Origin of the sequence: Rhodopirellula sp. MGV, assembly GCF_002251265.1 — a bacterium.
GTDB lineage: Bacteria > Planctomycetota > Planctomycetia > Pirellulales > Pirellulaceae > Stieleria > Stieleria baltica_A.
This window is the reverse complement of sequence record NZ_NPDI01000045.1, coordinates 31,108-49,441: the sequence shown is the minus strand read 5'-3', so window position 1 is coordinate 49,441 and position 18,334 is coordinate 31,108. Positions and strand designations below refer to the sequence as shown.

Genomic DNA, 18,334 nt, shown 5'->3' with positions numbered 1-18,334 from the left:
GTGTTGGGTGTGTTTGGTGGTTTGGTGAATAGCCGAACGAAACCACCGGGCAGGGACTCGTCGCCTCATCCACTACGTATGGCAGCGCCATGCGACTCGTGCGAAAACGGAAATCGCCTAAAGGCTAGACTCCAGCACAGGCGGCCCCACGCAGGGATTCGTCGCCTCGTCAGCATCAGCCGATACGCGCTAGCGTCGGTTTCGCCCGCGTCCATCAGCCGATACGCGATCGCGTGCGGCTAGGTGAATTGCGAAACGAAACCACCAGGCAGGGATTCGTTGCCTCATCCACTACGTCTGACAGCGCCATGCGACTCATGCAGAAACGGAAATCGCTTAAGGCTAGGCCCCGGCGATTGCATTGCGATTCATTGGTTGCGTTCGTTGTGCGGTCGCGAGGCTCTGCTAATGGCTGCTGATCTTGCATTGCGTCATGGGTCCGCCTCGCGGGATGTTTCCAAATCAATCACATCAACTGGAGCGTTGCAAACCAGCGTGGCGGGTTTGTAACCACCTGAATGATGCTGTGTTGTCGCTCATTTGATCGCTGCGAATTCGCACCGTTTTTTACGTGCTCAATCGAGTGTCAGCGGCTGTCATCGCATTTGTAGTCACTCGCCCCACAAAAGATTCACGAGAAAGCCTATTGATTTCAAAGCTCCCGCATGCATGGGGTGAATTACCGAAGTGTTCGGTTGAGATTTGTGGGGATTTAGCGAACACCAATCAGAACAAAGGCAGCCATAGCCAGATGCAATGTGGTGCAGGAACCCCTTAGTAGTGAACCTTCAGAAACCCTTCTGCGGATCGTTGATTCGGGTTTCGCGTTGGGTAACTTGAGAACGTCGCTGGTCAAAGGGGACGCACAGCCATGTGGGTGTTGCGTGTCACCCAAGTGGACGAAGTCCGCGCCACCAGCACCTTGCCGATCGGCGCCATCAAACACGCGCCACTTATTAAACCATTGCTTAACGATCGCTTCATTAGCGATTAATCGCGATCAAGTATTAGCGATCAGGGCAATACAACGGTGACGTCACTGTGTTGACAGACACGCGTTTGGAAAGCGTGTTTGGTTGGTGAGCGGTTCCAGGCGAACCGCGGTTCAGGTTTCGTCAACTGTCGCCGAATCCGTCATTGCTGACAGAACATAGCTTCTGCTTAAACCTTGCTTCGAATTAAACTCTCGGCGTGCAGTACTTGGCGGAAGCATCGAAGCTTCGCCAGCAACCCGTTTGCAGTTGTGTTCTATTTCGCCCATTTGAAGTCGCCAGGCAGCCCGAAAGACGTCGCGCTCGCCAGCACGCGGCATCGCGTCAATCGCTCGATGTTCGCGGCAATGGCAGACTCGCCTCTTGCAGGATCGATAAACGAATGAGTTCACACTCTGACGAAGCACAAAGCGACGGAATGGAGTTTGACATCGATGTGGTCGGCATCTTGCGCCGCCGGTACCACTTGATCGCACTTGGCCTTTTGGTCGGTGCAACCTTGGCGACGATCTTCTACGTCAAGCAAAAGCCAGTCTATCAATCCAGTCTCGCCGTTTTGGTCGGCCAGCGATCCAGCCAGCTGGCGACCACCGGTGTCCGCGAAGCAAGCGATAACGCGGTCACCATCCAAGACAAAATTTTGTCAACCCACATCGCGTTGATGACTAGCCCAAAGGTGTTAGGCCAAGCTGCTGATGAGCACGATCTGGGCAAGTCCGCAGGCGAAATTGCAGGTAAGCTCTCTGTTGGTAAGGACGGCGAGGCAAGTATCTTGCGCGCGACCTATCAGGATGGTAATCCCGAGGTCGCTGCAAAAGTTCTGGAAGCAGTTTTCGAAACCTATTTTGACTACGTCGAAACCCGCTCGCAAAGCGTCGGTTCGGAAGCGGCTGAGTTGATTGCCAATGCACAGGCAAAAAATGAAGAAGAGCTTCGAGCGGCTGATAAGGCGTATCGGGATTTTGTAGCTTCTGTGCCTGCTTTGGTGCTCAGCGGCGGTAACATACAGCGTGACCGTCTGACAGCGATCGAAGCAGAGCTGAACACGATTCGCCGTACGATTGCCGAAATCGAAACACGTCGCCAGAAAATTTCCAGTTCTGTCAAAGGTCAGCGTCCCGAAGAGCTGACCGACGCCCAGTTGGCAACGCTCCTATCGAAGGAAGACATCTCTCGTTTGCAGATGTTTATGGACTTTGCCGAAGGCCGCAGCAAGGTCGAAGAAAAGGCCCTGACCGAAGAAGAGCGAATGGCATTGGCTCTTGAACGCCAGGCACAGCAAGAGGAATTTCGCCGCTTGATGGCGCTGACCACCCGCCGGGATGTCATGCGTGCGACATTTGGTGACAGTCACCCCAGCGTTCGGTCGCTTGATTCGGAAATTGTCAATCTGCGGAAATACGTCGATAACTTCCGTGCTGGCAGCGAGAAAGACGCTGGAGAGGAGATCGTCGAAACGGTTGAGGCTGGGCGAGTGTTTGACGTTCCGCCGTCAGAAATTTTAAAGACATACTATTCAGTCTTGAAAGGCGATATTGCCGGACTGAAGAAACGTGAAGAAGAGTTGGTCGCCCAGTCCGAGCAGGAAGCGAAGGTCGCCAAAGAAGTCGAGCTCAGCATGCTCGAAGGGACGTCGCTGAAAGCCAATCTCGAGCGGGCTCAGGCCCGCTACGACGAGGTTTTTAAGCGTTTGCAAGAGCTGAATTTGACCAACGATTATTCGGGGTTCGCGACTGACCTGCTGGTTCAGCCTGTGCCGGCTCGATTCCCGATCTGGCCGTCTAAATCGAAGATCGCGATGGCGGGGCTGATGGCTGGCGGAATGCTTGGTTTGGCCCTCGCGGTGCTCGCCGAGTTGATCGATCGCACCTTCAAGAATCCTGGCGAAGTCGAAAAGGCAGCCGGCGCATCGATCATTGCCCACCTTCCTCAGATGGTCGAATCAAAGCTCGCCAAGCAAGCCAAGGTGGGATCGAAAATCTCGCCGATGATCACCACGTTCCATCAGCCGCGTGGGATCGATGCCGAAACCTTCCGTGTGCTTCGCACGACGTTGTTGTTTATGGCAAAGCGTCAGTCGAAAAAGATCTTTATGATCACCAGCCCAAGTCCCGCGGATGGTAAGTCAACGACCATCGCCAACTTGGCGGTGTCGATGGCGCAGACCGGAAAGCGTGTCCTGTTGGTTGATGCAGACATGCGTCGACCAACGATCGCCAGTCGCTTCGGTGTTGAGCGTGGCCCTGGCTTGTCGGACTACCTGCACGGTGACGCGACACTGATGGAGTGCTTGCATCACACCGAGCAAGAAAACCTCGTGATCTGTCCATCCGGTTCACGGACGAGCAGTCCTTCCGAGTTGCTTGAGTCGGATCGGTTCTTGGAGTTTATCGAGAACGTTCGCGAAGGTTGTGATCTGGTGTTCTTCGACGCACCACCAGTGCTTGCGGTGGCCGATCCAGCCATTATCGCATTGCACGTTGACTGTGTCTTGATGGGCGTGCGAATCGAGAAGAATAACCGCACTTTGGTCGAACGTGCTGCCGATATCCTGCGTGAACAATCGACGCCAGCCGAAGCGGTGATTGTCAACGGTCGAGCGTCCCGTCGTGGCTATGGATACACCGGCTACAACTACTACTCAAAGAAAGAGTACGGCTACGTCAGCACCTATCGACGCTACTACGAAGCGGATGCCGATGGGCAGGACGAAGACCGTCCGATCCGATCGGCGCGAGCTGCGACCAGCAGTCGTGTCGTCAATGGGAAAGTGAACGGCCATGCAAAGCACGCTTCGGATGTCGCGGAAGCGGCACACCCTGTCACGCTGGATCGCAAGTAGCCAGTGTCGCCTTTCGCTCCGCGAAAGTAGCGTTCCTGATTGCCGAGTGGTCTCAGCGTCGGCCAAATCGCTCCGTTGCCGAGATAACCGGTAATGAGCAAAACCGTAATGGACGAGGCAACAAGTCCTGCTCCCCAAACCGTAGTGGACGAGGCGACGAGTCCCCTCCAGCAACGTAGTGGACGAGGCGGCGAGTCCTCTCCAGCAACGTACTGGACGAGGCGACGAGTCCCTCTCATCGGCTTTCTCTCATTCATTACACGATTGCAATCAAACCTTGGTCAGCAATCAACGCAACGAATCAAATCAACGGTCTGCTATGTGCTGGGGCAGTCTCCGTTGTTCACAGCGACTTTGTCGCTGTGAAAGGCAAGTGACCAGCGAGCAGGCTTGTGGCACGGTGAATGGCCGGCGCTACCTGTCGATCGGGTTCCCAGGCAATGCCGCGTTGGCTTTGCCGAGAACTCCTGTCCTTTGGGCGAATTGTTATTGATCGTTCAATGAAACACCATTCGTCAGCAGAGAGCACGGAAGGCAAAGCAATGAGCACAATACTTGAGAATCAGACCGAGCTTGGCAGCGTTCCGTTGGGTGCAGTCTCCGGAAGCGGCGAAGTAACCGACGCCGTTCCGGTCAGTCCGCCGTCGTCGTCGCAAAAGCCGTTCGAGCCGGGCGCCGCGCTTCGACTCGGTCGGCGTCAGGCGTGGTTGGATTTGCAAACCTCGCTGCCCTTGATTCTGTTTGATGTCGCCGCAGCGTTTTTGGCCGTCGCGTCGGTGGTGGTGATCAGCTACTTCAATGGCGAAGCGATTTCGCCATTGTTCGTCGGCGGTGCGATCGCGTTGGTGGTCTGGATGCAGTATCTGCATGGGCTGTATCCGGCGTGCGGCGTCAGCTACGCCAGTGAATTCGGTTCAATCATTCGGACCTGGATGGTCGGGACCGCGGCCGTGGGGTTTGCGCTCGCCTTGCGTCATACCTTGGCAAATTATCCGTGGGCAGCCTGGGTCGCCTTCTCAGGCACCTTGTTCTTCTCACTCGCAGCGGTGCGTCCATTCGCGCGTCGGCTGTTCTCTGGATTCGATTGGTGGGCCCAGCCGGTTGTGATTGTCGGCAACGGCGAAGACGCCAAGCGATTGTTCACACGGCTCGAACGCTCGCGCCACGAAGGTTTGCGTCCTGCCGGGATCGTATTCGATCCGAATCGTTACCTGATGTTTACGATTGAGAATTCGGGTGATGACGCAAGCATCGGCGGATCGTCCGGTCCGAATTTGACTCAGTTGGAAAAGTCGGAATGGAAAGCCGAGGCGTCGCAGGTTGCGGCGCTTCGCGATGAGTCACGTTCGCGGTTCAATCCGGTTGCACGCCAGTTGCGAGAACGCAGTCGTTGGTTGGGATCGGTCAATGACCTGGAGTCGATCTTGTTCCGTACCGGCGCGTGTCGCGTCGCGATTGCCGATAGCAGCAGCGATTGCTTGCGAAACTTCCGTGCGTTTCATGGTATTCCGCACGTGATGCTGCCGATGCAAGCGAACCAGCACCCGACCATTCGGGCCAGGCTTGCCGAGAAAGACAACGCGATCGAATTGCATTGCCACACCGCCCTGACCTGCCCCAAGGCTTTGGTCGCGAAGCGTTTTGTGGAAATGGTTTTGGTGCTCGGAACGTTGCCGTTGTGGGTGCCACTGTTGGCTGCGATCGGCGTGGTGATCAAGATCTGTGATCCCGGGCCGATTTTTTACAAGCAGACCCGAGTCGGTCGTTTCCGCATCCCGTTTTATGCGTTGAAATTTCGCAGTATGGTGATGGATGCGGATAAGAAGTTAAAGAAGTACTTAGACGAGAATCCGGAAGCGATGAAGGAGTGGGAGGCAACCCACAAGTTGCGAAAGGATCCGCGTGTCACCAAGATCGGTCAGTTTTTGCGGAAGACCAGCCTGGATGAATTGCCCCAGCTCTGGAATGTGATGATGGGCGAGATGAGTCTGGTGGGTCCGCGACCGATTGTGGATAGCGGTGATTATGACCGCGAGTACATTCAAAATTATCCCGAGGTGTTCGAGCTGTATCAGATGGTGCGGCCGGGGATCACGGGTTTGTGGCAGGTGTCAGGGCGGAACAATACTTCTTATGAAGCACGTGTCTTTTTCGACCGTTTCTACCTTCATAATTGGTCGCTGAGTTTAGATGTTTTCATCCTCTGGCGAACCATCAAGACCGCCCTCTTCCGCGAAGGCGCCTGCTAGGGCTCTGGCAGTGCTGATCGTTTCGTGAGCGATCTGCCAGGTAGCAGTAATTGTTTTTCGGCTAGTTGGTGTAGATTCGCCAGCGGCCAGGGCGTGACGATCTCTATGCGCCAGCGATCTCGTGTTTGATACCACAAGATGTCAATATCAATGGTTGATTTAGGCGAAAAGCTCGATGGGCTTCTTCCTGGTGCGGTTGATCGCAATGTTTATATGTCCAAGATCAGCCGGTGGCGCATCGGTGGTCCGGTTGACTTTCTGGTACGGCCGCAATCGGTAGATGAGCTTGCATCGCTGATCAGCCTTCTGGATCGTTCTGAAACTAACTGGATTGCTGTTGGGCATTCGAGCAATCTGCTTTTCTCTGATAGCGGACTTCGTGGCGTCGTCGTTGTTATCGCAGATAATCTTGCAGGATTTCGCCGTGAGGGAGATCAGATCGTTGTCCAAGGTGGGCATTGGGTACCAAGTCTAGCACGACGATTGATGCAAGAAGGTTTGGCAGGTGCAGAGCATATCGTAGGAATACCTGGCACGATTGGTGGTTTGATCTGCATGAATGGTGGCAGCATGCGGAAATCGATCGGGGCCAATGTGGTTCATGTTGATTGCCTTGACCGGCATGGGACGCGTATCCGACTAACTCAAGACGATTGTCAGTTCAGTTATCGCAAATCAGAGATTCAAGCACGGTCACTTGTTGTAGCCGAGGCACGACTCGTATTTCAGCCTGGCGATCCAAGCGAAATACGTTCACAGATGCGTTCAATTTTACGATCACGTCGGTTGAAGTTTCCGCTCAAGCAACCGAACTGCGGCAGCGTTTTTGTAAGCGATCCTAAAATGTACGAAAAGTACGGTCCACCGGGCGCTGTGATCGAGAAGTGTGGTTTAAAAGGCTTTCAGATTGGTGATGCCCAGATCTCACCCGCACATGCAAACTTTATTGTCAATCGAGGAAACGCGACGGCTGTCGATACACTTCGGTTGATACGTCTGATTCGTGAGAAGGCAATGGAAACATTTGATTGTGACCTTCTTTGTGAAGTTCGCTACGTCGGCGAAGACTGCGCAACATTGCCAGCGCACCAAGTTCCAGTGCAATTGCACGCATCACAGGATTGCCAATGATGGTTGTACAGACAATGTCAAGCGAAGTTGCGAGTTCGTCCGAAACCGAAAATAGTGATGTCTTAACGGTTTTTCCGTCCAAGCTTTATGGCGAAGTAACCGTAAGCGGAGCGAAGAACTCAGCGTTGCGGCTGCTTGCGGCGAGTTTGTTGACTGCTGACGAAATTCAGCTCTTCAACTACCCCAGCAGCTTGTTGGATGCGCAACTACATGTCGAAATGCTTCGAGCGTTAGGTAAAGAATGCACGGTAACCGAGTCATCAATCACGATTAAGGAAGCGACTGCACCACCTTCAGTGTTGAATTGGAATCGTCGTTCGATTCGCAACACCCTGCTGATTCTAGGTGCGCTTGTTGCTCGGACCGGGGCGGGCCATGTACCGTTGCCGGGAGGTTGCCAGATTGGTGCCTCGGCAGGGCAAAGAGCATATGACTTGCATGTCATGGTTTTGGAGACGCTTGGTGCGCGTGTAATCGATCACGGTGATAGCCTTGAAGCGGTGTGTGAGGGTGGACTGATCGGGGCGGATATTCACCTGCCCATCCGTTCAACAGGTGCGACCGAGAATGCATTGCTTTGTGGAGCGTTGGCTAAAGGCACAACGAGAATTTGGAATCCACACATTCGTCCCGAAATCATCGATTTGATCAGCATGTTGAGATCCATGGGAGCGCAGATCGAAGTTTTTGGCCAGGAACGAATTGAAATTCAAGGTGAGGCAGACCTCTCTGGTACAAAACACCGGGTGATACCGGATAATGTCGAGGCGTTGACCTGGGTCATAGCTGCCGTGTTGACTGATGGGGAAATCGAAATTCATGATTTTCCATTCGAGCATCTCGAAGTTCCATTGATTTATCTTCGTGAAAGTGGCGCGAAGATGTTCCGAGGAGAGAATTCGATGGTGGTGCGTGGGGGAAACTGTTATCCGCTTGAATTAAGTACCGGCCCCTATCCTGGTATCAATTCGGATATGCAACCTATCTTGGCTGTTTATGGTTTGCAGGCTAAGGGAGAATCCCGATTTATCGATTTGCGTTTCCCTGGTCGCTATGGCTACGCAGAAGAATTGGCGAAAATGGGAGCCGACTATACTGTTACTGGCAACATGTTGCGTATCAACGGCGGGAAGCAGTTGACAGGCGCGGCGGTCCGCGCACTTGACTTGCGTGCAGGTGCCGCACTTGCTCTCGCAGGACTAATCGCCCGTGGTCCTACGCATATTCATGACAGTTGGCAGCTCTTTCGTGGCTATTCTGGTTTTCCCGAAAAGGCTAGAGCATTGGGAGTTCGGTTGACTCACTCAACATAGGTCAGAGATGAGGTTACTCATCAGCTGCGATAATCATACGGTATAAACTTGGCTTTTCTGCATAAGCTTTTCGACAGCCGCACGCATCTCAAGTACTACCACCGTTTGCTGTCCTCAAACCATGGCCGAGATGGTTGGAAGGCAAGAAAGGTGCGTTTAATCGCGAAATTCTTGATGCGTACCGTGAACGGGTGTGAAATCTCCGGTAGTGCTGTACTCGCTGAATCTGTCTTTTTTCCTCACCCACTTGGAATTGTGATTGGTGATGGGGTCACTGTTGGTGCGGGAACCATGATTTGGCAGCATGTAACTCTTGGAAGTCACGGAAAAGCAGGGGCAGAACCGGAATATCCTGTGATTGGTAAGAACGTTCGGATCTATTGCAATTCGGTGATCATCGGTGGCATTACAATCGGAGACGGCGCGGTCATCGGTGCATGCTCACTTGTGTTGCGAGACGTGGCACCAGGTGAAACTGTCGCGGGAATACCTGCGAAAGTTGTCAGGACAAAGTCATCGGAAACTCAAGGTTAACTAACTTGGCATCAATTTCTCCTAATGCGCGAGATCGGCTTTTTGAGACTCAGCATCTAAGTAAAGGACTGGATGTTCGGTCGGCTCGAGGTGGCGTCATTACGATTGCATCGCAAGCAATATTGTTTGTGCTTTCGATGGGATCCATGATGGTGCTAGCGCGGCTGCTAAGCCCCGAAGATTTTGGTTTAGTCGCAATGGTCGCGGTTATGACTGGGATCTTGGGAGTTTTTCGTGATGGCGGCCTGTCGATGGCAACAGTTCAGCGAGAAGATATTACGCATTCTCAAGTGTCCGTCCTCTTCTGGTTGAATACGGCTATTAGCCTCGGCTTGACTGCGATCGGGGTTGCTTGTTCGCCGTTGGTTGCATGGATATACGGCGATTCCAGGCTGGTCTTAATTACTTGTGTGACGGCGTCAAATTTTTTGATTTCCGGTCTGGGAGTTCAGCACCGAGCGTTGGCGACTAGGCAAATGATGTTCGGCGCGTTGGCATCGATCGAAATCATTGGACGTGTCCTCGGTGTTGTTGTTGCCATTCTGATCGCTTATGCGACGGGGTCGTACTGGGCCATTCTTGCTACGACTCTGGTTGGTTCGCTTGTTTCAACGCTTGGTTGCTGGGGAGTTATACGGTGGTTGCCAGGATTGCCGCGTCGTGGAACTGGTGTCATGCCGATGGTGAAATTCGGTGGGAACATGATGGGAGCTGCAGCGCTCAACTATGTCAGTAGGAACGCAGATACTTTTATTCTGGGCCTTACAACATCACCGAGTGCATTGGGGATTTATTCTCGGGCGTACATGCTTCTGCTAATGCCGTCTCGGCAAATTCTTTCTCCTATAAGCTCTGTGACGATACCGTCGCTCAGTCGTTTGACAGGTGAACCGGACGCGTTTAAGCGATTGTTCATTCGTCAAGCTAAGTTGGTGACGTCAATGGCGAGTCTTGCAATCGGGTTTGCAATTGCTGCTGCACCAGAGGTGGTTGCAATCGTGCTTGGTGATCAGTGGAAGGATGCTGTCTGGGTATTTTGGTTTTTGTCACCGGGGGCGTTTGTCTCAATGACCAATATCTCCGGGAGTTGGGTTTGTGCCACACACGGTCGTCCTGATCGACAACGAAAAATAGCAATGGTCGTTGCTCCAATCTATGTAGTTAGTTTCTTGATCGGAAGTATTTGGGGAGTGTGCGGGGTTGCAGCTTCATACAGCATCGCATGCGTAGCAATGCGGCATCCGGCCTTTGTATATGCGTTGAGAGGAATGCCTGTTTCACCTGCAGATATCTGGGGGCTGACGATTCGACCAATCCTTTTGGTTGTGCCGATGTGCGTCGCAGGCGTGTTGCTGTCCATATTGTGGACCCCGAGTCTGGTCGTGGGGACGAGCGTGAAGTTACTAATGCTGGTCGCAACTGGTGTAATCGGGGTGGGTGTGGGTTGGCTACCGCATCCAAGGGCGGTTATTAATCAGCTTCGGAAAAAGGCAGAGTGAAGGCGGGGTTGAACTAGGATGGCTAAAGTTACTGTCATTTCAATCTTCTACAATCGCGAGGAATCCGTTGAACGATCGGTCAGTAGTTTGCTGCTTCAAGACTACCAGGATTTAAAGATCATTCTTGTTGATGATGGGTCCTCTGATGGCACCCTCGATGCTTTACGCAGCGCTGCCGATGAGCGATGCGAGGTTAGGACCGGGGCCAATCTAGGGTTTACAAATCAACTTTGCCGGACAATCGCAACGTCATCGTCAGAGTATGTTGCGATTCATGGGGCTGGCGATGTCTCTAAATCCATGCGGATTACTAAGCAAGTTGATGCTTTGGACGCAGATGGGAATCTGGGGATGGTCGGTTGTTACGTAAGAGACTGGGGGCCCGGCGAGATGGGGTACGTTGATCTGAAATCAGTTGTACCTGCAAACGCTACTCAAAAACTGGTTGACAGGAACTTCTTTACGCACGGCGAAGTGATGTTTCGGCGTAGTGCTTATGAGGAAGTTGGAGGTTACCGGCCATTTTTCCGTTTTGCACAAGATCGCGATTTGTGGTGTCGGTTGAGCAGAGTTTCCAATCTTGGGAACTGTAAAGAGGTATTGTACGAGCGTTTTGCCCAAGCGAATTCCGTTTCCTCCAGTCCACGAAAGAGTCTTGGTCAGTGGATGTTTTCTGATTTCGCAGCCTATTGTCATGCGACCTGTTTGAGTGGGTTCGAAGATCCATTGGACCGTATTGGTCCCGCTGCTTTGCTTTTACGACCACCTTCTGCTGCATTGATTCGGAGGCTGTCGGATCGTGCGGCTGGTTTGGCAAAGAGTGGGGATCGGGCTGGCGCTGAAGAATACCTGCGTTTGCTTCAAGGGTATGCTGGCAGGTACTCACTTACGGGGATGAGTACTGAGTTTCGAGTTCGCTTCCCTGTGTTTGGAAAGTTGAAATCGAAATTGTCCAGAAGCGGACAGCAGGTTGCAGCGGGGAATTGTTGAATGTTTAGGATGGAGAGCGTTTTATCTAAATGAGTCTTCCACTCGTTTCCATCGTCATTCCGTGTTTTAATGCCGAGCGTTACATCGGCAAAACGCTTGAGAGCGCGTTATCACAGGACTATCCGAACTGCGAAGTCATTGTAGTTGACGACGGGTCTACAGATGGCAGTTTAGGTGTTGTTGAAGGATTCTCAGGTCGAGTTCGTGTGGAGCGGCAAGAGAACTGCGGGGGCTGTGTTGCTCGAAATCGAGGTTTGTCGTTTGCGTCGGGCGAATGGGTTCAATTTCTTGATGCCGATGACGCGTTAAGATCGAATAAGATTTCACTGCAGCTGAAGTGTTTAGATTATGATCCTACGCGAGTCAGTACGTGCCAGCTTGAACTCACCGCTTGTATTGACCAAACCGGACCTGAATTGTCGGGGGGCAATGTTTTTTCATTAGACGGTCCGAACTTCTTGGTTCAGTGGCTTCTTGGGACCATTTCTAAGGAAATGACAGCTGGGAGTGATTTGCAAACAACCTTCGGAAATACAACCTCTTGGTTGGCTTCGAAAGCAATCTACGAAAAATGTGGTGGGTGGAATTCTGATTTGGCGATGTGTCAAGATTCTGAGATGTATTGCCGTGTGCTTTCACATGCATCGCAGGTGGTTGCGATAGCTCGTCCACTTGCGTTTTATAGGATCGGCGTTGACTCAAGCGTGAGTAGCGGCGTGAGCAGAAAGAAAGCAGAGTCTTTTCTGCGTTATTGCAGCACTGTTGAGGAAGTGTTGCGTAAACTGGATTTGCCTGATTCGGAAAAAGCAATTGCATCATGCTATTGCAGTTTCCTATCCCGGTTTTATCCACTTTATCCTGAGTTGGCACATCAGGCTCTCTCTGCTATCGCTCGAACTGGGGTTTCGCCTGAAGAGGTCGTTCAGCCCCAGTCCCTAAAAAAGATTGCGCGGGTGCTTGGAGTGAAGAATGCAATTCTTTGGCACAAAAGAATTCGCAATGCAAGAAGTGCGATGCAATCGCTTTTGTCTACAAGGTGAGCCGTGTGCTTTCGGCTAACGGGCGTCAGGGAAAATGAAGCTTCGAGTAGTTCTATCAGAATTTCGTTTGTACTTTTGCAATACTTGGTTGAATTCTGTTCCCTCACACTTGATTCGGCTATCCGGCTACCGGTTTTTGATGGATTTTCAAATCGCCAATGGAGCGGCAGTTCATTTGAAATGTCGGTTTGATGCGAAGGGCGGTTTTGCACTAGGGGTTAATTCGGTAGTCTCGCGTGGTTGTCGAATTGATACGCGAGGTGGCGTTTCAATCGGTGACAATGTTTCGATTTCTGAGGACGTGGTTGTGCTAACCGCGAGTCATGATTCAGATTCGGATCATTTCGCGGGAATGCAGGGTGCCGTGGAAATTTGTGACTACGTTTGGATAGGTACAAGGGCGACCGTTTTGCCGGGAGTTCGAGTTGGGCGCGGCGCGGTCATTGCTGCTGGTAGCGTTGTCACTAAAGACGTAGCGGAAATGACTATTGTCGGGGGGGTTCCTGCGAGAGTTCTCAGGGATCGGAAGTGTTCGCCGAAGTATTCGCTCGAGTATCGGCGATTGTTTCACTAGCAACCTCTGTCGCGTCGAGCATGTCTTTGCCGTTTTCGGCCCAATGTGAAGACTCAGGTATGAAGTTTGAGGTTCTGTTTTATTAATACTACGTGCTAACACTGCCTATCGAGTTGTGGCAATATTGTCACCTTGGAAATGACGCATCAAAGCGTTGTCATTGGTTGCACGTTGGGCGAAGGTTGGGACGGGGACGGTGGTCGGTGGGCGGAAAGGAAATGGTCGTCACGTGTCCACATCAGATCCGTTGCGGGGAAAATGGCTGATTGAGAATGATGTTTTCTTCAAGTTTGATGGCATCTGGTAGGAAGGGCGGTGGGTCGTTCTCGGGGATAAGGTATTTATTGGTACGGGATGTGAGTTTAATGTGCGGGTCGGCATTGATATTGGTTCAGATGCGCTGATTGCGTCTGAATGTGGGTTTGTCGATCATGGTCATGGTCATGGTCATGGTCATGGTCATGGTCATGGTGATGGTCATGGTGATAGTGATGGTCATGGTGATGGTCATGGTGATGGTCATGGTGATGATCGCCTAAGATTTTTGAGAGATCAGTCTGCTAAAGAGGCATCGATCGAAATTGGAGAGGATGCGTGGCTTAGCTGCAATGTGGTCGTGCTGAAAGGCGTGACAGTGGGGCGTGGCGCGATCGTCGGTGCTGGGGCCGTTGTAAGCAAATCTATTCCTGATTATGAAATTTGGGCGGGGGTTCCTGCCCGGAAGATCGGTTCTCGGCCTGAGTGAGTAATTGGCAATCAATTTTCCGGCGAAGTAGTTTTTCGATTGTTATGGAATTGGTTGGGTGACTCAGTGAAGCGAAGTGGCGGTCGCTGAGGCGTTTGAAAAGGGTCGCATGTATTGTATGCGATCACAGTGTTTGGGATTTTAGGCCTGCGATGCGTTTAGTGTTTCTTTGTGGATGTCTCGATCCCGGAAAGGACGGGGTCGGGGATTATGTCCGTCGGCTTGCCGGTGAATTAGTACGGCAGGGCCACCAAGTTGCCGCTATTGCTGTGAATGAACGCGAACTGGGTTGCCCCATAAAGCGAGAGATCCAGGTTGATGAATTCAGTGATCTTTCTTCGAGCGTTTCAGTTTTACGGCTTTCCAGCCAGGTAAATTGGCGTGAGCGAAGCGAGGAAATCGTTGAGTTTCTGAAGACCGAACGTCCTGATGTGATAAGTGTCCAATTCGTTCCTTACTCATTCCACCGTAAGGGGATTCCTTTTAGTTTCGTAGGTAATCTCATAGGAATTGCGAGGCAATTTGATGCACGGTGGAACGTGATGTTTCACGAATTATGGCTTGCCGGAGATTCCGCTCCGACCAAGAAGAAAAAGATAGTTGGTTGGTTGCAACGGCGATTGGTCTCAAGGCTTCTGTCGCGTCTCGACTCAATGTGCAAATTAGTGGTTACCACGAATTCAGAGTTGCACAAAGAGCAATTGCTCAAGATCGGTGTGGAGACTGTTAATCGATTGCCATTGTTTTCGAATATCGCGTTTGTCGAACATAGCGACGACAGTCGCGTTCCGGGGGTCGCAACCGACGAATTTGTCGTGCTCCACTTTGGGTCCTTTGGTTCCAACGTGGAGGCGTATCTTTTAGGCCTCGAACGCACAACAAAGTTAGCGGCGGAAAAACGACTAAAGCTTTTCGTTGTCGGTGGTGGTGGGCCTCACCGCGAGAAATGTTTGAACGCTATGAAGGCAGCGTTGATCGACGGGCAAGTCGTAGACTTTGGGCGAGTTGATGCGAGTCTTGTTTCTTCCTTGATGGCCTCTTCCGATGTGATGATTTCTAGGGCAAAGAAATCGACTTGGCAGAAAAGTGGCAGTGTCATGGCGGCTTTGGAGCACGGTGTCGATGTCATCTGTTCTGACGGGACAGTCATCGGGCGGGACAATGCAGTTTCTTGTCAACGCGTTGCTGACGAGTTTGTTGAGTTAATGGGTGCCGAATGCGGCACCGTTTCGAACGTGCGATAAGAGGTTTGGTTCGTCAATGGAGCTTTATTTCCATTCAGAAACCAATGTCGGTGACCAGCTTAATTCTTGGCTTTGGGAGTCAACACTCGGTGTCCCAGTGCAGTCACTGGAGCCGCAGGATGCGCTGTTCATTGGGATCGGAACGATTCTGCGAGAATCGATTCCAAGTGAGCCTAAGAAGAAATTTGTCATGGGGGCAGGTTGCGGGTACGAGCCGCCTCCGAAGTTGAATGACGATTGGAATGTCGTCATGGTCCGCGGACCGCTGACGGCAAAGACCTTAGGCGTTAGCAGTGATGTTGCGGTGACAGATCCGGGGGTCTTGATTCGCGATTACTACTCAAAGGATCCCTCTGCCAAAGCAGTAGGTTTCATGCCACATTATTCGAGTGGGATTCTTTGTGATTGGGTTTCGCTCTGTGAGCAAGCGGGTGTCGTCTACTTGGACCCGACGCTGTCAGTTGATCGTTTGATGGAACAGTTCACCACGTGCAAGTTGATCATCACTGAGGCGATGCATGGTGCAATCATGGCCGACGCTCTGCGCATTCCTTGGCGTGCGCTGAAAACTCGAGGGAGCATCTTGACGTTTAAATGGCAGGACTGGGCCAGTTCACTCGGAATGGAAGTCAAGTTTACGTACCTTCCGCCACCGTACCGTCACGGATGGAAGGGACGCGTAATGCGACCAAGCAAAGGGTTGATTCGAATGCGGCTACGTCAATTGGCAAGTCAAGAAGGTTGCTTGAGTGAAACACATCGGCTTGACGAGGCGTGTGAAGAATTGCATCGTCGGATTAAGCAATTCCGCGACCAGTGCTGTTTGGTGTCATGAAGATTCTTTTCGTGTGTTATGCGTTCTATCCGTCGATGGGCGGCATCGAATCGACAGCCGAGCATCTGTTGAAAGAGTGGATAGGCGATGGTCATGACGTGGTGGTGCTGACACAGATTCCGATCGGAGATCAGCCGGAACGCCAAGATGTCATTGTGAAGCGGCAGCCAGGGATTCTCGAACAAGCAAAGCTTGCTCGGTGGGCCGACGTTGTGTACCACCACAATCCAGCACTTTCTTTTTGGCCAACTTTAGTGATTGGAAAGCCGGTTGTTTATTCGCTGCATACCTGGATTGCTAGGCAAGATGGTTCAATCAGTAAGGTAGATCGGATCAAACGTTGGTGGATATCAAGAAGTCCCTGGATTGCAAACAGTAGGGCGATGACGTCCGGTATTAGCGGAACTGGCGTCGTCATTCACAACGGATACGATGACTCGATATTCAAATTGGAGCGTGATTGGGAAAGTCGGCAGGGAATTGCCTTTGTCGGTCGATTGGTAAGCGATAAAGGGGTTCCTGTCTTGCTGAAAGCGGCGAGGCGGTTGGTTGACCTCGGATTTCCGATGCCCATTTCAATTGTTGGATCTGGAGATGAGTTGGACACCTTAAAGGGGTTGGCGAATGAGTTGGGGATTCAGCAACTTGTGACGTTTCACGGGCGACTCGAACCAACGCGAATTGCTGAGTTGTTAAACCAATCTCGATACATCGCCATACCGTCTGAGTGGGAGGAGCCGTTTGGCATCGTTGCGCTTGAAGGGATGGCTTGCGGCGCAATTCCAATTGCAACTCGAAGTGGCGGATTGGCCGAGGCAATCGGCGAAGGTGGATTGCTCTTTGATCGTGGCGATTTTGAAGGGCTCGCTGAGCTAGTCGTTCGATTAGAGAACAACGCCGAGGAAGCACACTCGATTCACGAAAAACAAACGGCTCATCTCGAGACGCATCGACCAAAGGCTGTTGCACGTGAATACATGGGTGTCCTTCAGGCTGCCGCTGGTTAATTCATTTGCGATCGTGCGGCAGCTGGCGCTGCAGGCTCGTTGCAGTTTTTAGTTCAAAAAAATTTCGCGCGTGGCATGATGCATCGTCAGGTATCAAAAGTTGTTCTGAGTCACCCAACTGGCAATGCGAATAGTCGCGCTGTGGTCAACGGGTTGGTGAATGCAGGATTGCTGTCGGAATTTCACACCTGTATCGCAACTTTTCCTGGGAATGTTTGGGGCAAGCTCAGTCGAACTCCACTTGGAAGAGACTTCGGACGCCGTGTTTTTGAGTCGTCAGTGCGTCCCTTTACTCATCAGTCGCCATTTCGTGAGATCGGACGCTTACTCGCAGGCAAAGCTAACGCGACATCATTAGTCCGTCATGAATCGGGGCCGTTTTGCGTTGATGCGGTGTATCGTGACCTGGATCGCAAAGTGTCACGGCGTGTTGAGCCTGCGCGATGTGATGCGGTCTATGCCTATGAAGATGGAGCCTTGGAAAGTTTTCGAGTGGCAAATCAGAAAGGCGTTCGCTGTTTCTACGATTTGCCCATCGGATATTGGCGGTCGGCTAGAAAACTGCAGCAGGCGGAGATGGAGCGATGGCCAGAATGGGCTCCCACAATGCCTGCGTTTAAAGATTCGGATGAAAAGCTTGCTCGTAAAGATGAAGAGTTGCGGTTGGCAGACGCAATATTTGTCGCGAGTTCTTTCACTGCGAGTACGCTTTCCGATTATCCCACCGATTCACTCGCCAAAACTTATGTCATTCCCTACGGCTTTCCTGTCCCTGGCCCAGAGCGTGATTACTCCAATTTGGGGAAGAGGAAGTTACGCTTACTTTATGTCGGTGGATTGACGCAGCGAAAGGGGTTAGCCGATGTGTTTTCCGTTGCCGATTCGCTAAGTGATGACGTGGAACTGACGGTTGTTGGTCGCGGTGCCGTCAACGAGTGTGCGGCGTTGCGTAATGCTCTCGCGAAGCACCGCTGGATTCCTTCACTGCCTCATGATCAGGTGTTGGCGGAGATGCGGAACCAAGATGTCCTGCTGTTCCCTTCATCGTTCGAAGGTTTTGGACTTGTGATTACCGAAGCGATGTCGCAAGGGACGCCCGTTATCACGACTGATCGCACGGCGGGTGGAGATATCATTGATCATGGAAGTAGCGGTTGGATCGTTCCGGCCTCCAACACGCTGGCATTGAAATCGCAAGTCGAAGAGTTATTGAAGAGACCTGATCAAATTGCCAATGCGGGAAATGCGTCGCGAAATTTGGCCGCGGAGCGTCCATGGGAGTGCTATGGGCACGAACTCGCGTCTAAAGTTGCAGAGTTGCTGAGCAACGATTAGGGTG

15 protein-coding genes are annotated in these 18,334 nt (G+C 52.0%); all 15 read left to right on the top strand.

All coding sequences use genetic code 11. The features are described from left to right. Nucleotides 1-871 precede the first annotated feature (871 nt). The gene (locus tag CGZ80_RS29015) at nucleotides 872-994 is read left to right on the top strand and encodes a hypothetical protein (RefSeq protein ID WP_255407717.1); all 123 of its coding nucleotides are present in this window, start codon (nucleotides 872-874) and stop codon (nucleotides 992-994) included. Nucleotides 995-1,374: 380 nt separating this feature from the next. Then, the gene (locus tag CGZ80_RS16430; protein WP_094416393.1) at nucleotides 1,375-3,834 is read left to right on the top strand and encodes a GumC family protein; all 2,460 of its coding nucleotides are present in this window, start codon (nucleotides 1,375-1,377) and stop codon (nucleotides 3,832-3,834) included. A gap of 542 nt (nucleotides 3,835-4,376) precedes the next feature. After that, nucleotides 4,377-6,083 carry a sugar transferase gene (locus tag CGZ80_RS16425; RefSeq protein ID WP_233148468.1) on the top strand — a complete coding sequence of 569 codons (1,707 nt, stop codon included), beginning with the start codon at nucleotides 4,377-4,379 and terminating at the stop codon, nucleotides 6,081-6,083. 138 nt (nucleotides 6,084-6,221) lie between these two features. Next, nucleotides 6,222-7,214, top strand: a complete 993-nt coding sequence (gene murB, locus CGZ80_RS16420) for a UDP-N-acetylmuramate dehydrogenase (protein ID WP_198953715.1) — start codon at nucleotides 6,222-6,224, stop codon at nucleotides 7,212-7,214. Between the two features lie 14 nt (nucleotides 7,215-7,228). Then, nucleotides 7,229-8,527 carry a UDP-N-acetylglucosamine 1-carboxyvinyltransferase gene (locus CGZ80_RS16415; RefSeq protein ID WP_094416399.1) on the top strand — a complete coding sequence of 433 codons (1,299 nt, stop codon included), beginning with the start codon at nucleotides 7,229-7,231 and terminating at the stop codon, nucleotides 8,525-8,527. 48 nt (nucleotides 8,528-8,575) lie between these two features. Continuing rightward, complete coding sequence (locus CGZ80_RS16410) at nucleotides 8,576-9,061, top strand: serine O-acetyltransferase (protein ID WP_143543974.1); 486 nt, start codon at nucleotides 8,576-8,578, stop codon at nucleotides 9,059-9,061. A 5-nt stretch (nucleotides 9,062-9,066) separates the two neighbouring features. After that, a complete protein-coding gene (locus CGZ80_RS16405; protein ID WP_158222734.1) occupies nucleotides 9,067-10,560 on the top strand; it encodes a lipopolysaccharide biosynthesis protein in 1,494 nt (497 codons plus the stop codon). Nucleotides 10,561-10,578: 18 nt separating this feature from the next. After that, the gene (locus tag CGZ80_RS16400) at nucleotides 10,579-11,550 is read left to right on the top strand and encodes a glycosyltransferase family 2 protein (RefSeq protein ID WP_094416384.1); all 972 of its coding nucleotides are present in this window, start codon (nucleotides 10,579-10,581) and stop codon (nucleotides 11,548-11,550) included. Between the two features lie 29 nt (nucleotides 11,551-11,579). Next, complete coding sequence (locus CGZ80_RS16395; protein WP_094416382.1) at nucleotides 11,580-12,590, top strand: glycosyltransferase family 2 protein; 1,011 nt, start codon at nucleotides 11,580-11,582, stop codon at nucleotides 12,588-12,590. A gap of 34 nt (nucleotides 12,591-12,624) precedes the next feature. Continuing rightward, nucleotides 12,625-13,164, top strand: coding sequence for an acyltransferase (locus CGZ80_RS29130; RefSeq protein WP_094416380.1), 540 nt, complete (start codon nucleotides 12,625-12,627; stop codon nucleotides 13,162-13,164). A 367-nt stretch (nucleotides 13,165-13,531) separates the two neighbouring features. Beyond that, on the top strand, nucleotides 13,532-13,909 hold the full coding sequence (locus CGZ80_RS29125; protein WP_315851421.1) for a hypothetical protein: 378 nt from the start codon (nucleotides 13,532-13,534) through the stop codon (nucleotides 13,907-13,909). Between the two features lie 152 nt (nucleotides 13,910-14,061). Then, complete coding sequence (locus CGZ80_RS16380) at nucleotides 14,062-15,153, top strand: glycosyltransferase (RefSeq protein ID WP_094416376.1); 1,092 nt, start codon at nucleotides 14,062-14,064, stop codon at nucleotides 15,151-15,153. A gap of 16 nt (nucleotides 15,154-15,169) precedes the next feature. Then, nucleotides 15,170-15,988, top strand: a complete 819-nt coding sequence (locus tag CGZ80_RS16375; protein WP_094416374.1) for a polysaccharide pyruvyl transferase family protein — start codon at nucleotides 15,170-15,172, stop codon at nucleotides 15,986-15,988. Further along, a complete protein-coding gene (locus tag CGZ80_RS16370; RefSeq protein ID WP_094416372.1) occupies nucleotides 15,985-16,995 on the top strand; it encodes a glycosyltransferase family 4 protein in 1,011 nt (336 codons plus the stop codon). Before CGZ80_RS16375 ends, CGZ80_RS16370 begins: the two co-directional genes overlap by 4 nt. A gap of 279 nt (nucleotides 16,996-17,274) precedes the next feature. Beyond that, nucleotides 17,275-18,330: a glycosyltransferase family 4 protein gene (locus CGZ80_RS16365; RefSeq protein WP_233148467.1), complete on the top strand. Its 1,056-nt coding sequence runs from the start codon at nucleotides 17,275-17,277 to the stop codon at nucleotides 18,328-18,330. The last annotated feature ends 4 nt before the right edge of the window (nucleotides 18,331-18,334 follow it).

Coding starts and splice junctions, on each gene's coding strand:
- CGZ80_RS29015 (WP_255407717.1), top strand. CDS start 872: ATGTGGGTGTTGCGTGTCACCCAAGTGGACGAAGTCCGCGCCACCAGC.
- CGZ80_RS16430 (WP_094416393.1), top strand. CDS start 1,375: ATGAGTTCACACTCTGACGAAGCACAAAGCGACGGAATGGAGTTTGAC.
- CGZ80_RS16425 (WP_233148468.1), top strand. CDS start 4,377: ATGAGCACAATACTTGAGAATCAGACCGAGCTTGGCAGCGTTCCGTTG.
- murB (WP_198953715.1), top strand. CDS start 6,222: ATGTCAATATCAATGGTTGATTTAGGCGAAAAGCTCGATGGGCTTCTT.
- CGZ80_RS16415 (WP_094416399.1), top strand. CDS start 7,229: ATGTCAAGCGAAGTTGCGAGTTCGTCCGAAACCGAAAATAGTGATGTC.
- CGZ80_RS16400 (WP_094416384.1), top strand. CDS start 10,579: ATGGCTAAAGTTACTGTCATTTCAATCTTCTACAATCGCGAGGAATCC.
- CGZ80_RS16395 (WP_094416382.1), top strand. CDS start 11,580: ATGAGTCTTCCACTCGTTTCCATCGTCATTCCGTGTTTTAATGCCGAG.
- CGZ80_RS29130 (WP_094416380.1), top strand. CDS start 12,625: ATGAAGCTTCGAGTAGTTCTATCAGAATTTCGTTTGTACTTTTGCAAT.
- CGZ80_RS16380 (WP_094416376.1), top strand. CDS start 14,062: ATGCGTTTAGTGTTTCTTTGTGGATGTCTCGATCCCGGAAAGGACGGG.
- CGZ80_RS16375 (WP_094416374.1), top strand. CDS start 15,170: ATGGAGCTTTATTTCCATTCAGAAACCAATGTCGGTGACCAGCTTAAT.
- CGZ80_RS16370 (WP_094416372.1), top strand. CDS start 15,985: ATGAAGATTCTTTTCGTGTGTTATGCGTTCTATCCGTCGATGGGCGGC.